Origin of the sequence: Ruoffia tabacinasalis (assembly GCF_042652985.1) — a bacterium.
GTDB classification, from domain to species: Bacteria; Bacillota; Bacilli; order Lactobacillales; family Aerococcaceae; genus Ruoffia; species Ruoffia tabacinasalis.
This window is the reverse complement of record NZ_JBHSHQ010000061.1, coordinates 44,809-59,317: the sequence shown is the minus strand read 5'-3', so window position 1 is coordinate 59,317 and position 14,509 is coordinate 44,809. Positions and strand designations below refer to the sequence as shown.

The 14,509-nt window shown below is 38.6% G+C and carries 16 protein-coding genes; 2 read left to right on the top strand and 14 right to left on the bottom strand.

What is annotated here, in order from left to right; genetic code table 11:
* Positions 1-27: 27 nt before the first annotated feature.
* Both ACFO5Y_RS10110 and ACFO5Y_RS10105 read right to left on the bottom strand, forming a co-directional pair.
* Positions 28-204: a hypothetical protein gene (locus ACFO5Y_RS10110; protein ID WP_197104298.1), complete on the bottom strand. Its 177-nt coding sequence runs from the start codon at positions 202-204 to the stop codon at positions 28-30.
* Positions 205-464: 260 nt separating this feature from the next.
* Complete coding sequence (locus ACFO5Y_RS10105) at positions 465-1,859, bottom strand: 6-phospho-beta-glucosidase (RefSeq protein ID WP_197104299.1); 1,395 nt, start codon at positions 1,857-1,859, stop codon at positions 465-467.
* Positions 1,860-2,068: 209 nt separating this feature from the next.
* Here ACFO5Y_RS10105 and ACFO5Y_RS10100 point away from each other — a divergent pair, with 209 nt between their 5' ends.
* Positions 2,069-2,953 carry a MurR/RpiR family transcriptional regulator gene (locus ACFO5Y_RS10100; protein ID WP_197104300.1) on the top strand — a complete coding sequence of 295 codons (885 nt, stop codon included), beginning with the start codon at positions 2,069-2,071 and terminating at the stop codon, positions 2,951-2,953.
* A 34-nt stretch (positions 2,954-2,987) separates the two neighbouring features.
* Here the strand turns inward: ACFO5Y_RS10100 and ACFO5Y_RS10095 are convergent, their stop codons facing one another.
* From ACFO5Y_RS10095 to ACFO5Y_RS10075, 5 genes are all read right to left on the bottom strand, one after another.
* The gene (locus ACFO5Y_RS10095; protein ID WP_197104301.1) at positions 2,988-3,851 is read right to left on the bottom strand and encodes an ROK family protein; all 864 of its coding nucleotides are present in this window, start codon (positions 3,849-3,851) and stop codon (positions 2,988-2,990) included.
* Between the two features lie 21 nt (positions 3,852-3,872).
* The gene (gene manA, locus ACFO5Y_RS10090) at positions 3,873-4,826 is read right to left on the bottom strand and encodes a mannose-6-phosphate isomerase, class I (RefSeq protein ID WP_197104302.1); all 954 of its coding nucleotides are present in this window, start codon (positions 4,824-4,826) and stop codon (positions 3,873-3,875) included.
* Positions 4,827-5,287: 461 nt separating this feature from the next.
* Positions 5,288-6,274 (bottom strand): YhdH/YhfP family quinone oxidoreductase, encoded by a 987-nt coding sequence (locus ACFO5Y_RS10085; protein ID WP_197104303.1) that lies wholly within the window; start codon positions 6,272-6,274, stop codon positions 5,288-5,290.
* A 13-nt stretch (positions 6,275-6,287) separates the two neighbouring features.
* The gene (locus ACFO5Y_RS10080; RefSeq protein WP_331459511.1) at positions 6,288-7,016 is read right to left on the bottom strand and encodes a CHAD domain-containing protein; all 729 of its coding nucleotides are present in this window, start codon (positions 7,014-7,016) and stop codon (positions 6,288-6,290) included.
* A gap of 274 nt (positions 7,017-7,290) precedes the next feature.
* Positions 7,291-7,467 (bottom strand): hypothetical protein, encoded by a 177-nt coding sequence (locus ACFO5Y_RS10075; protein ID WP_197104304.1) that lies wholly within the window; start codon positions 7,465-7,467, stop codon positions 7,291-7,293.
* A gap of 206 nt (positions 7,468-7,673) precedes the next feature.
* Between ACFO5Y_RS10075 and ACFO5Y_RS10070 the strand changes: the two genes are divergently transcribed.
* Complete coding sequence (locus tag ACFO5Y_RS10070) at positions 7,674-7,973, top strand: YkvA family protein (protein ID WP_138404601.1); 300 nt, start codon at positions 7,674-7,676, stop codon at positions 7,971-7,973.
* Between the two features lie 92 nt (positions 7,974-8,065).
* Here ACFO5Y_RS10070 and ACFO5Y_RS10065 read toward each other — a convergent pair whose 3' ends face one another.
* The 7 genes from ACFO5Y_RS10065 to ACFO5Y_RS10035 form a co-directional block, all read right to left on the bottom strand.
* A complete protein-coding gene (locus tag ACFO5Y_RS10065; protein WP_380706571.1) occupies positions 8,066-8,251 on the bottom strand; it encodes a cadmium resistance transporter in 186 nt (61 codons plus the stop codon).
* Between the two features lie 123 nt (positions 8,252-8,374).
* Complete coding sequence (gene arcA, locus ACFO5Y_RS10060; RefSeq protein WP_197104306.1) at positions 8,375-9,607, bottom strand: arginine deiminase; 1,233 nt, start codon at positions 9,605-9,607, stop codon at positions 8,375-8,377.
* A gap of 75 nt (positions 9,608-9,682) precedes the next feature.
* Entirely contained in the window at positions 9,683-9,988 is a 306-nt protein-coding gene (locus ACFO5Y_RS10055) for an AzlD domain-containing protein (RefSeq protein WP_138404603.1), read from the bottom strand.
* Positions 9,981-10,697: an AzlC family ABC transporter permease gene (locus ACFO5Y_RS10050; RefSeq protein ID WP_197104307.1), complete on the bottom strand. Its 717-nt coding sequence runs from the start codon at positions 10,695-10,697 to the stop codon at positions 9,981-9,983. Before ACFO5Y_RS10050 ends, ACFO5Y_RS10055 begins: the two co-directional genes overlap by 8 nt.
* Before the next feature lie 384 nt (positions 10,698-11,081).
* On the bottom strand, positions 11,082-12,248 hold the full coding sequence (locus ACFO5Y_RS10045) for a M20/M25/M40 family metallo-hydrolase (RefSeq protein ID WP_197104308.1): 1,167 nt from the start codon (positions 12,246-12,248) through the stop codon (positions 11,082-11,084).
* 10 nt (positions 12,249-12,258) lie between these two features.
* Positions 12,259-13,869, bottom strand: coding sequence for a peptide ABC transporter substrate-binding protein (locus ACFO5Y_RS10040; protein ID WP_197104309.1), 1,611 nt, complete (start codon positions 13,867-13,869; stop codon positions 12,259-12,261).
* 414 nt (positions 13,870-14,283) lie between these two features.
* The gene (locus ACFO5Y_RS10035) at positions 14,284-14,415 is read right to left on the bottom strand and encodes a hypothetical protein (RefSeq protein ID WP_269434916.1); all 132 of its coding nucleotides are present in this window, start codon (positions 14,413-14,415) and stop codon (positions 14,284-14,286) included.
* Between the last annotated feature and the right edge of the window lie 94 nt (positions 14,416-14,509).

Genomic DNA, 14,509 nt, shown 5'->3' with positions numbered 1-14,509 from the left:
TGGGTAGTTCATCTGCGCTGATTCAAATTAATTTCGGATAATTTGAGCAATACCAAAGTAAAATAACAGCCCAAAAATATAAGTCAGGATTGAATGCTTACTTTTCGCAGTAGATTGTAATACAAATTGTTGCGCAATGGCAATTGGGTTTAAACTATCAACCAAGCCAGCACCAATCGTAACACCTAATAATGATAAAAACATATTCCTTCCTCCTTAAAAATAAAAAAAGATAGACATCCAATTTTGTACACGTTGGCCTACGTACAAAAATGAATGTCTATCCGGCGATATTTTTATATTATTTTATTTCACCCTACTTTAGCACATCAATTCCTTAAGTCAAATATTTTTCGTCTTCAACGCTACTATAATCATGATTGATGACCATATTTCCATTTAGATTCTGGCACAACGGTTCGCATAAAATTGATTATAGCTACGCCAGAAGTCTACAAATTTACTTAATTCGACTTCATTAACTCATCCACATACTCAACCACCTCAGGTTGTTTTGCTTCAATCTCTTTAATTTTTTCGGCAAATTGTGGTAAGTGTTCTTTGTGCGCGTAAAGTAATTCATCCAACACACGTTTAGCTGTATTTCCTGCTGGTACTAAAGGATTGATCGTAAAGGCATGTAAAGCTGCACCGTAGTTACCCTCAACCGCAGCACGAATGACTGTCTCCTCCATTCCTTTCATCAACTGTAACATTCCTCTAGCTGCTGGCATGAAGCTTCCCCAGTTGTAAGGCATGGCTCCGTGAGAGGTAATTTCCGCTGATACTTCAATAATTGAATTATACGGTAAATCAGCAATTGCACCTTTGTTCTGTGTCGAGACAACCATTTGAGTGCGTTTGTCATTATAGATTGACGCAATCACTTCACAAGCCGCGTCACTATAATACGTTCCCCCACGTTGTGTTAATTCTTCCGGTTTGTAATCTAGTTCAGCATTTTTATATAGTTCGAACAAGCTTCTTTCTGTTTCTTTCACTACTTGCGCACGCGTTTCCCCATTTTTAAATTCTTCAATTGAATGCTCTAACATAATATCTTCAGAATAGTAGTAATGGTGATAACCGCAAGGTAGTAGTCCCAAGTCTTGAATTTGATCGACATTATAACCTGCGTCGTGAATATTTTTTAGTGCGCTATCAGGTGCGTCCTCATCCTCTTTGTATAACAAATCGATGACTTCTTTTGTGCGCTCATTCCCAGCTTTATCCCAAACCCGGTGCCAATGAAAATGATTAATCCCAGCAAATTGAAAATTTAATTCTGCTTGTTCCACATTTAATTTCTCAGAAACATCCATACAGTGAGTAATCGGGACATTACATAAACCAATCGTGCGTTCCCAACCGAATTCATTGATCGCTGCTTCCGTTACCATCCCAGCTGGATTGGTGAAGTTGATTAACCAAGCATTTGGGCATTGTTGTCGCATATCTTCAATAATTGAATCAATCACAGGAATTGTACGCATCGCTTTCAGCATTCCGCCGGCCCCATTCGTTTCCTGTCCTAAAATACCGTGCGACAATGGAATCCGTTCATCTTTCACACGCGCATCCAGTAGCCCTACACGAAATTGTGTCGTCACAAAGTCTGCATCTTTTAAGGCATTGAAACGGTCTAAAGTTAATGTCACTTTCCAGTCTAATCCGGCCGCTTTAATCATTCGCTTAGCCATTTCGCCAACGATATTCAGTTTTTCCTGCCCCGCCTCGATATCCACCAGTACGATTTCTTCGATTGGCAATTCATCTTTTCGTTTAATATAACCTTCAATGAGTTCAGGCGTATAGCTTGATCCGCCACCGATTGTTACAATTTTAATCCCTTTAGCCATAAAAAATATAGCCTCCTCTATTTGTTTGTAAGGTTAGCTTAACCCTGCAAGTAAACCTTTACAATAGCTTGAGATCAAGTAGAAAGCCTCATCACAAATCTTATATCTTTTCATATATTTCTTGTGTAAGACTGACACAAAATGTGTTAAAATTTGTGAAAATCCTTCTAATCCTTTATGATTAAATAAAATGAAGTTAGGAGGCTATCATGCTAATTATCGAACAAATGAGGTCTGAACATTTTTCTGATGCCGAACAAACCTTAGTCGACTACATGACCGAAAACCCACAGTCACTGGAAAATATGACCACTACTGCCCTAGCTCAAATAACTCATACAAATCCAACGAGCCTAATTCGAGTAGCGAAAAAGCTCGGCTTTAAAGGTTGGACTGATCTAAAAGAAGCTTTTTTAAAGGAATGGCACTATTTAAATAGTAATTATAATTCCATTGATGCAAACCTCCCATTTGAAAAGCAAGATAACTTACTTTCTATAGCCAACAAGCTAGCCACCCTTGAGCACAATACGATTCAAGATACTCTGTCTTTATTGGATTATCAGAATTTAATGCAGGCCCAAGAAAAATTATTGAAAGCCAAAGAAATTAAGATCTTCGGAAGTCATACAAATGCGATGATTTCTCAGGATTTTGTCACTAAAATGCGCCGAATTAATCGGAATGTTTCAATTGCTTCTACATTTCATTACATTGATTACGAAGCCTATCATTCAACAGAAGACACGTGCGCCATCGTCATTTCATATACGGGCGAGAATGATATCATGTTAAAATGCATTGATATGTTGCGTGAACGCGGCTCATCCATTATTAGTCTGACAAGTATTGGTGACAATACCATTTCTAAATTAAGTGACGTCACTTTGCATATTACAACGCGGGAAAAGCTCTATTCAAAGATTGCGAATTTTACTTCCAACACATCAATTATTTACTTATTAAATTTACTTTATGCGGTGGTATTTACACACGATTATGACGTCAACTTAGAACATATTATTGAAGTGGGTCAAATTTTTGATTCGCGTCGCATTAGTTCTGATATTATGCGCGAAAATAAAACTCAGTAACTGATCCGAATTTGTCGGTCGTTACTGAGCTTCTTTAATTTAATATTTTCTGAGCTAATAATAGACAACCTGTTATTCCAGCGTTATCTCCTAAACCAGGTATTTGAACGTACTCGGCCATTGGTGGTAAAGCTAAGTAGCCGGCCATGAGTTCTTCTAATTTTGCTTGAATCATAGGTAGTAGATGGGCTTGCTTCATCACACCCCCACCTAAGATAATCCGCTCCGGTGATAAGACTAGCGAATAATTCATCAAAGCTTGGGCTAAATAATAAGCCGTAAACTCCCATGCTTCATGGTCTTCTGGTAAATCAATCCCTTTTTTGCCAAATCGCTTCTCGATAGCAGAACCACTTGCGAGTCCTTCTAAACAGTCACCGTGATAAGGACACGAGCCCTCTCCCGTATCTTCAGGATGTCTTTGGACCTTGATGTGGCCCATTTCCGGATGAGAATACCCATTGAAGATATCGCCATCAATGACTGCGCCCCCTCCAACACCTGTCCCAATCGTTAAATATAAACTATTTGGAATATCTCTGGCAGCTCCCAATTTGTACTCACCATAGGCTGCCGCATTCACATCGGTCGTCCAGTAAATGGGTTTACCAAACGCTTTTTTCAAATAGCCTACAAAATCAAATTGGTTCCAACCTGGTTTAGGTGTAGACGTAATGTAACCATATGTTTCTGAAGCTGGATTGACGTCAATCGGACCAAAAGACCCAATCCCAAAGCTGTCGACGTCGTATTTTCCAAAAAAATCTACTACGGCTTCCATGGTTTCTTCCGGAACCGTTGTGGGAATCGACACTCGTTCAATAATATTTAATGCGTTATCTGAAACAGCGCAGACAAATTTAGTGCCACCTGCTTCAATTGATCCTAGTAATGTCAAATTTAATCACTCCTATTTGAATTAATAAACTGGGTTTGATGCGATTAAGGTTAAGTTATTCCCTTTTATTTGGATGTCAGATGCTGAAGCTGGCGTTACAAAGGAATCTCCTTTGGTTAGTGGGTAGGTTTTTCCATTCACAATGAGTTCCCCACTTCCTTCAATCACCGTTGCTAAATAAACAGTGTTAGAGACAGGAATTTCTAAGTCGCCTGTCGCATCCCATTTAAAGACTTTAAAGTAATCATTCGTTAGAAAATGCGTAATCGCGCCACCCTCTTGTTGGCTCACATCTGCCACTTGTTCAGGGTCTTGATGAGGAATCAGCGACACATCAATAGATTGTTGGATATGTAAATTACGTTGCTTCCCTTGATTGTCAGTACGATCGTAGTCATACACGCGGTAAGTGGTGTCTGAACTTTGTTGCGTTTCTAATATCATGACACCCCCACCAATGGCGTGAATCGTTCCATGTGGCACATAATAAAATTCGCCCGGCGTCACTGGCACTCGGCGCAGTAACTCGTCCCAGCGCCCTTCTTCAACCAGTTGCTGGAACTTTTCTTTGGACTCCGCATTATGTCCATAAACGATTTGCGCTCCAGGCTCAGCATCGATAATATACCAACACTCTGTCTTACCTAATTCACCTTCTTGCTCTTTTCCGTAAATATCATCTGGATGCACTTGAACAGATAAGTCTTCTTTCGCGTCCAGTATCTTTACTAATAATGGAAAGACATCATCATTTAATTCGCCAAAGAACTCACGGTGCTCTTCGTAAAATTGATCAAAGGCCATACCTTTAAATTCATCCGGCGATTCAATGGTCGAAACGCCATTTGGATGCGCACTAATTGACCAGGCTTCACCAATACGGTCGCTTGGTAAATCGAAGTTAAACTCGCTTTCTAACTTATTGCCACCCCAAATTTTCTCTTGTAAAACTGGTTTTAAAAAAATTGGCTCCACTAAAACAGCTCCATTCTCATTAATTATATTTGGATTTCGAACACGCTCTCATCTGCTAATATTATCATAATAGTTGTTGAGTTGAAAATATTTACTGGATAAGATGATTAATTAATTTCCGCTTTGCTGGCGGAAGCAGGTCTTGGGATTTAGGTCTGGCTCAAGTCAAATAGCAATTTCATTTAGCTTGAGTTCGGCTATCTAAAGACAAACCGCATCTCCATTTGGCTTGAGTTCACACAACTCAGGACAAACCGCACATCCATTTGGCTTGAGTTCGGCTATCTAAAGACAAACCACTACTTCATTTGGCTTGAGTTCGGACAACTAAAGACAAACCACAACTTCATTTGGCTTGAGTTCAGCTATCTAAAGACAAACCACAACTCCATTTGGCTTGAGTTGCATTTTCAAAAAAAGAGAACCATAATTTTTTCAAATCACGGATCTCTATTTAATCTCTAATTCATCTCTACAATTGTTCGACCAACGTGTGAGCCTTCTTTTATGGCGGTGATTGTTTCAGAAACGTCGTCTAGTTTAATTGTTTTCGTGTTTAAATTATCAACTACATTCCATGAATCCGCCAAGTTGTTCCAGATTGTTTCGCGTTCTTCTTGAGAAGCGTTGACTGAGTTGATCCCTAGTAAGTTAATGCCTCTGAGAATTAATGGCAAGACGGTTGTTTCTAATTTTACTCCCGCTGCATTTCCGCATAAACTCATGCTTCCCTTTTCTTGAATTTGCGAGATGAGAGTTGCGGCAACATCGCCTCCGACGGTGTCTAAGACGTAGTCGTATTTTTGAGAAGCAAGGGCTTTTTTCTCGCCAATATCATCTGCCCATAAGATTTGATGCGCGCCAATATCTTTAACAACTTTTTCCTGATAGTCTTTACGGATCATTGCTGTAACGTTTTGGTAGCCGGCTTTGACTAGGATGGCTAAGGCAATACTCCCTACGCCACCGGAAGCACCAGTGACTAAAATTTGTTGATCCAATTTCGGATCCATACCATGCTGTTCAAGTGCTCGAACAGATTGGGCTGCTGTGAAACCAGCTGTCCCATAACTCATAGCATCTTTTAAAGTTAGATTTTCTGGCACCGGAATGATCCATTCAGAAGGCACTTGAGCGTATTGGGCTAGGCCACCCGTGTGATTCACACCTAAATCGTATCCTGTAATGAGTACTTCTTGTCCAACTTCAAATGATTCATCTGTCGTTTTAACAATTTCTCCACTTAAGTCAATCCCTGGAATCATTGGGTAGCGACGAATCACGCCACCCTTTGCTTGAGTAGCTAACATATCTTTATAATTCAGTGATGAATAGTGAACTTTGATTAAAACTGAACCTTCGTCTAAATTTTCTTGCTTTATTGATTCAACTTCATAACTTACGTCGTCGTTTTCTTTTCGTACAACGAGTGCTTTAAATAAATCCAATTTCATTCTCCTTTTATTCGGTGACTATTATTTTTTCTTGAGCAATTTCACGAATTTGATAGAATAACTCTCTCACATCTTTATCCTCAACCTGATCAGCAAAGTCTGTTAATAAGTCGTAATTCACATGCGCATCAGTCACTTCACCAAACTCATCTTGAATGGCTTCGGCTGCTTTTTTATACGGTTTAGTTTTTTTGGATGTTATATTTTTATAGTATTTTGCTGCATAGCGATTTTTCTTAGCATCTTTTCGAATATCATGAACCGTTTCATAATCTTGGAGATCCACTTCTTCATACGCTTTTTGCAATTTATCATTCTTTTTCTCTAAGCGTTTAGCAACATATTTATCCCAATCAAAATCTTTATCCAACTCTAATTCTTCAAGCGTTTCTTTAGTGGTTGTTAACGCGTCTTTGACTAGTTCAACATTCGTCACGTTAAATGTGCGACGCATTTCTTTCCGGCGTTCTTTGCCTAATAAATTAAACGTATCATAAAAATACTCACTTAAATCTGGTTGTTCTAAAGCAACTTCTTCAGTAAATTCAGTCAATACATCGAGTTCGCGAATAGGTCCAAATACTTGCGCTGCTTCGCGAAGCGGCGCATTCATTGAATCATACGTCTCTTCACCGATAATCGGTTTGATAAAGTTCAATAAACCACGCAATTCTCTTATGCTCACTCGCAAATCATGTGCTATATCGCTATCAAAAGGATTATTAGAAAAATCCACGTACCGCGCTTCAATGATACTCAGTCGCTCCAGCAAAATATTTTTTACTTTTTTGCCATTCGATTCACCTCTCACTCTTTTTTTAAAATTGTTTTCAATACCTTAAGTATAGCACTTACATCCGCAGAGCTAAAACAATATACTGTGCACAGGTGTTGTGTGGATATGTTGATAAAATGAAAAGTTATTTGCAAATTATGAACATGTGCATAAGTATTTTGATTAAAAAAAGTTCGCTTGTGCCATATAATTATACACAAACGAACTTAAGTAATTAAATTTCTTCAAAAATGACCGCACAACGGCCTTTTTCATCCATATCACTGACTTTGATAATTGTTAAACCTTTTTTATTCGCGTAATCGGCAATTTCTTGGTACAGCTTTGTCATTTGTGTTTTAAACACGCCACCATTCGCATCAAAATCTTCTACAATATATTTCCTTGCCATCCTTTGCCTCCTCAGTTTATTTGTTACTGCTATTTTAACACAAATACTATGGTACAATCTTTTATCACGCTTTTCAGAGAAAGTATTTTAACTTAATTCATATTTTCTTGCCATAATCTTGTCACAATTAAATATCATCCTTAAGACTGATATCCGAATCAATCCTTAGCGTTATAATGTATATAGTCAAGAAAGGGTGTGTATTAATGAAAGCAAATAAAACTTCAAAAACAACTTTAGGTAAATTTGTCAAAGCCTTATTCAAAAAAGAAACACCACTATATATTAAAGGTATGGTCGGTGTCGCCCTAGCCTATACGATCTTCCCCGTGGATGTCCTGCCAGATATCTTTGGCCCCTTAGGTTTTGTTGACGACGCGGCAGTAATTGGTGTCTTAACTACGGTTGCGATGACTTTACTTGATAATTTCTATGAAAAACAAACTGGAGTGTCGAAAGTCGACCCTCAACAAAATATTAAATATGCAGAAGTCGTGAATGACTAAATTCAATTATAATAAAAACGAGTATCGCTTGCTGTTTGCATGACAGTGGCTATACTCGTTTTTTATTATTTAATTTTCCAAACTAAGATGGACTATATATGTTGTAAAGTTCTATTCTTAACCTTTATATAAAAACTTAGTGGCGTAAATACAAGTGCTAAAATAATTCGTACGTATTTTTCAATCGTTTCGTTAATCATTGAAAGTGCATATAATGCAGACATTATGGCGATACCAATTGTAAAAAAACCACCGATTAAAATACCTGTTCCAAGCAATCAAGTTAAATGTGGTATATAAACACCAACATTATCTTCATCCGCTACGATGGTGATGAAGAATGTATGGGTTTGATTTTTATTAAATCGTTCAAAGACCATTTCAAACTCCAGTGATATGAATTAAAACCGCTCTCGGTAAATCGGCATCGACATACAACGCGGTCCGCCTCGTCCACGGACTAATTCACTTCCTTGGATTTTATGCAATTTAATTCCTGCTTCTTCAAGCAAGGCATTTGTAACTGGATTACGGTCGTAAACAATTAACTCACCCGGTGCAATCGCCAATGTATTGGCCCCGTCATTCCACTGCTCACGCGCCGCAGCTACTGGGTCATCATCCCCGCAACGAATAAGTGTTACTTTCTCAATGTTGAGAGCTGCTTCTAATATCTCTTCTAATGGGTCCGTTTCCTCTTCAATTTTTACTTCGCCGTCTTGACTCGTTATCGTATACACTTTTAATTGGTCTTCTATTTCAGGATGAATCGTGAATTTATCGTAATCAACCATCGTAAAAACTGTATCTAAATGCATGAACTTTCGGTTACTTCCAATGAGAAAAGCCAGCACTTGGCTGTAATCTGTATCTTCAAAGACATTTTTTGCAAGCTTCTCAATAGAACGCGCGTCCGTTCTCTGCGAAATCCCAATCGCTAAGACATCCTCAGATAGCACTAAGATATCTCCACCTTCAATATAAGTCGATTCATCTCGGAAATAATACAAAGGGACGGAGTTATCTTTGACAACTGGATGATATTGGAAGATATACTTTCCATATATTGTTTCTCGTTTGCGCGTCTCAGAATACATATGATTCAAAGAAATTCCTTGCCCGATTGTCGCGAAAGGGTCCCGAGTAAAGTATAAACTCGGCATCGGATTAATTAACAAAGGATAATCTCTATCCAAAGTATCAATCAAAGTTGTACCTTCTTCAACCTTGACTTCATCTTTTCTAAATCCTGTCATTGTCTTGAGTATCAGCTCGTAAGAATCTTCAATCGCTGTCAGCTTTTCTTTAACAGCATGGTAATGAGCACCCGGTTCTAAGCCTGATTCACTCAACCATTCCTCAATAAATTCTTCTCTCACATTCCCATTGTCAATAGCTTCTGCAGCTAATTTCTCTAAGTAAAGTACTTCGACGCCATTCTCTTTTAATACTTGAGCAAATGCATCATGTTCTTTTTGCGCCGCCTCCAAATAAGGTATGTCATCAAATAGTAACGCTTCAAGATTAGCTGGAATTAAATTTTCTAATTCAATACTTGGGCGATGTAATATTACTCGTTCCAACCGCCCAATTTCTGAATACACTTGAATTGGCATGCTTGTCTTATCAGTCATCGTCTCTTCCTCTCTCAATGCTATATCGCTATCTTACCAGTTTGATGAAAGAGAGAGAAATGATTCAACTATCACTTAAATTAAAATCAATTCCACGATAAAAACAAGCATACAACTTGTGACTGCCACTTGTATTAAATTAGCGCCTCGCCATGACATTAAAATGGCACCAACTAATGCTGCCAGTCCAGATAGAGGTGTCTGCGTCACTTGTAAAATAGCTGGGAAAGTCATAACTGATAAAGTAACATATGGAACATAATACAAAAACGACCGAATAAATGAGTGTTTAATTTGCCCTCTAGCTAAAGTCATTGGAATGACTCGCATCATATACAGTACTGCTCCACTGAGGAGTAGATAAAAATACACGCTATTCATCATGGATCACCTCATCTTCAATCGGAAATCTAATTGCTGCAACACCTGCGATAATTACTGTCAAAACGATCGTCACGATTCCAGACGAAAAACGTTCCACAAGACCAATAACATCAGCAGTAAAACTCGCTACATAAGAAACAACAACGAAAAAAGCAATCGTCCGATTCACTTTTGCTGAAGGAATAACCGCAGCAATGAACATCCCATACAAAGCCACACTTAACGCACTCACAATACTCAACGGGAGTATATTTCCAGCGATGACACCAATAAAATTCCCAATCGCCCACCATAATAGTGATGTCATCGTTCCATAGTAGTAGTAAGGTTGAACGAATTTATTATCCGCTATTGATAGTCCGAATAACTCATCAGTAATACCTAAACTAATTAAGAAGCGGTGTCTCATTGGGCTATCTGGATGAACACGTTGGCTCAATGCTAAACTCATTAAGATGTATCGAGCATTCACAACAAGCGTGACTAATACCACTTCCACAAAAGGTGCATTCGACTCAAACAAGCTATACACAGCATATTGCCCAGCCGATGCATTTAGTAATAAAGCACTTAAGAATCCTTGTAATGGAGTAAGGCCAGCATTTCTCGCCGCAATCCCTAATGTAAAAGCCACCGAAAAATACCCAATGGCTAAAGGAATCGAATCCTTTAAACCATCTTTAAAATAATCAACATTCCGTTTCACACTCTCACCCTACCTACCTCAATCAATTTGATTGTCATATTGGTATTATATTATAGTTGGGTTAAAAAGCTAGCTAGCTTTTTAAAGAGTTTGATTGTTTGGAGTGATTAAGGCGGTTGGCGAGCATATGGATTCTGATATGGGAGGCTAGACGCCGTTAACTACCATTTGTACATTCACAGTATATTAAATTGAGTGGAATAAATAAGTAAGTAAGGCCAATTGCCTCGCACTATGATTGCGAAGAATTCTAGGACTCGTTCAGAATGATAAGATTAGTGTGAAGTGACCCGCATACAGAAATTAGTTTGTCCCGAATACACCAATCTATTTTTCTAAAATAAAAGAAGCCAGACAATTAGTCTTGTCTCCCAACAGCTCTTATTAATATGCAATAATACCGCTGACTGCTAATACTGCTTTACTTACCAATGATTCTAAATCAGCTTTTTCATCCAACGTATGCGCGCCAGACCCAATAATCCCCATACTACATAAGGTCGGCACTCCAGCTACAACCCCAAGTGATGCATCACTCACGCCTTCACTTTTATTTTTTATTAAATCTCCATAACCACAATCAGATCCAATTCTTATAAAATGATCTGCAAGTTGTGCGACTGCCGGTGTAAATTCCATCGCGTCTAGATAAGATTCTATCTCGTAACGTGCAGTTGTGTCTTGAATGTGTGAATTACCGACTGCTTCTTCAAGGTCTCTGATTATTTCATCTTTGGTTGTTTGATTAGAAAAACGCGCAGCGATATTGGCTTTAGCGTGAGCGGGAATTGTATTGGTACTCACGCCACCTTCAATCAGCCCGCAGTTAATCAGTTTGCCGCGTTGGATATCAGTTTTAGATTCCAACTCAATTATTTTATAGGCTAATTCAACGATAGCACTTCGTCCGGTAGCAGCACCGCCCCCTGAGTGGGCACCGATCCCCTCCACTTCTATCGTGACCATCGCTCCACCTTTTCGACTTACTCCGATATGTTCGCGCTCTGTAGCGGGTTCAAAATTCAACATCATGCTTGCACCAGTCAACTCTTCTAACATGACCTCACGCGTATTTGAATTGCGGTGCAATGTTTCCTCGTCTCCTATAAACAACATCTTGATTGGATGTTTCTTATAACCTAGATGAATTAATGCTTTCAATGTATAAAGGGCAATCACTAATCCACCTTTCATATCCGCAATGCCAGCACCTTTAGCAAAGCGGTCGTCCACCATTCGAAAACCATGCTCACTTAAAACCCCTGGTTGAAATACCGTATCCATGTGTCCACTTAATACAATTGGTGCGTTGTTTTCAACATCTTCAGGTGTATAAATACTGACAATCGTACTACCAGCATACTCCATCTCAACCGAGCGAGACACTAGCCCAAGTTGATCAAATTCTTGCTTAAAAATTTCTATAATGGCGTCAACACCTTCAGGTTGATCCGGCCCACTTTCAATATTAACGAGTTGTTTAAGCAGCGACACCATCTCTTCATGCTGCGCTGTCAAATAGTCTGTAATTTGTTTGTATAGTGTTTTCATTGAACTGCTCCTATTCTACATAAACGTCTTTAAACTGAATCACACCAATCGTATCCATCTCCATATTATGTACGTTGTCTCTAACGACATATGCATTTGTATAAAAATACAAAGGAACAATAGGCATGGCATCCATAAAAAGCGCTTCTGCTTCTAATAATAAATCTTCTCGTTTTTCTAAATCGGTTTCTACTCTTGCTTTTTCGACTAGTTGTTGATAATTCTCATCTTCCCAGCCGGTATGATTACGTCCATTGTTTGTCGAATAATATTGCTCTAAAAATGATGCGATATCAGAATATTCATAACCTTCTCCGCGTCGACCTAATTGGTAATTCAATTCACTCATATTAGATAAATGAACTTGAAATTCTGTCGTCTCTATCTCAACGTTGATACCTAACTCTTCTTTCCATCCAGCTTGAACAAATTGTGCGACCGCTGAATGTTCTTCGCTGACATTGGTTGACATCGAAAGTTGTAATTCACTTGGTTCACTTAAACCTAACTCTTCTAATCCTTTTTCTAGATGATTACGCGCTTGATCATAGTCAGCATCCTCAATATATGCTACATCTTGAGTCGCGTTTGTTGCGGTCGGCCCAACAATCCGCAATGCTGCTGTTTGATTTGCTTTTGTCACATTAGCAATTAGCCCTTGTCGGTCCACGGCCAAGGCGAGCGCTTTTCGAATATTAACATTCGATAAATGAGGGTCATTTGTATTCATTGCATAATTATAAAAAGCTGCCATATCTGACATGTTTAAATCACCTGATTCTTTATGTATATCAATCATCTCAGGTGAAATCGTATGGAAAGGCATCCCTAAGTAATCTAAGTCACCGTTTAAATACATCGTATTAGCCGTCGCCATAGATTCCACGACTTGAACATATACCTTATCAAGTCGAACCGTATCACTGTTCCAGTAATTTGGATTCTTCTCAATCGTGTAATCACTTTGATGATTCCATTCACTTAGCATGAAAGGTCCATTATTGATAAATAATTCGCCAGCATTTTGAGCCCACTCTGGATGCTGGGATACAATCTGTCCTGGAATCGGGTATAGCTCAGGTAATCTACCCGTAAGCTCTAAAAACTGTGGCATTGGTTCAGTTAATGTCACTTCCAGCGTTAGGTTATCCACTGCCACGACTTGAACCTCTTCAACTGCCCCTTCACCTTGATGATAAGCTTCTGCTCCTTCGATGATATAAAGTTCACCTGCACCAGGTGAGGCAACCTCGGGATCCAAAACCCTTTTCCATCCATATTCAAAGTCACTAGCAGTTAAAGGTGTCCCATCACTCCAGTTGGATTCTCTCAGATGAAACGTATAAGTTAATTGGTCTTGACTGACATCCCAACTCTGAGCAACACCTTGTTCTACATCCCCTTCGATTGTCGGACGTGTCAGCCCATCAAAGATATTCGCAATTAATGCGACTGAATTTTTATCCGTTGCTAATCCCGGATCAACTACGGGTTCATTCGCTGTTGCTAAGTTCAATATCTGTTCCGATTCTGTTGCAGTCGTCTCCGTCGAAGTAGCAACCGAGAAAACAAGACCAATGAGCACTAATAGACTCACTCCATAAGCAATTTTACGTTTCATCTTTCCACCCTCTATTATTATTATTCAATTCCAAAGAAAAACCCGCCTAGAAAAAAATCTAAGCGGGTTCTCTAAAATAGATAATAATAGACTATTATCCTATAAACTCGCATAGATTTTTAAATCTATGCGAGCATGACGAATCAAGCTTCACACAGATGGAGTTGTACTCCACCAGAAGCTTACTGTAAATGGATTCAATTGTAATTGTGTTAAAGAATTCATTTGGATTCGTCCTTTCGTTGGTTATTGTTGATTATAATATACCACATTTATTTTAATTAACAAGCGTTATACTCATTTATTTTTAATAATTAATTATACCATCCTCAACCACCATCATTTTTCGCAAAAAAAAAAATACCTTCCTAATCTATAAGAGGTATCTTTCTGCACGTGACAGGGATATTTAGCTTACTTATTAAATATCTTTGGCCCTTTACGCATGTTTTTTATATTGTTTTTTGGCTCGGCCATTTTTTTAGATCCTCCGCCACCAACTTGTTTCTTTTTAATAATCTCTAACATTTTCTCTTTTGAATTCATTCTTCCACCACCTTCATCTTTTCTTCTACACACTCTGATTATATTAAGGGTTTATAGTTTGTTGTTCCATTCGCAGAACTCATCTCGTGACGCC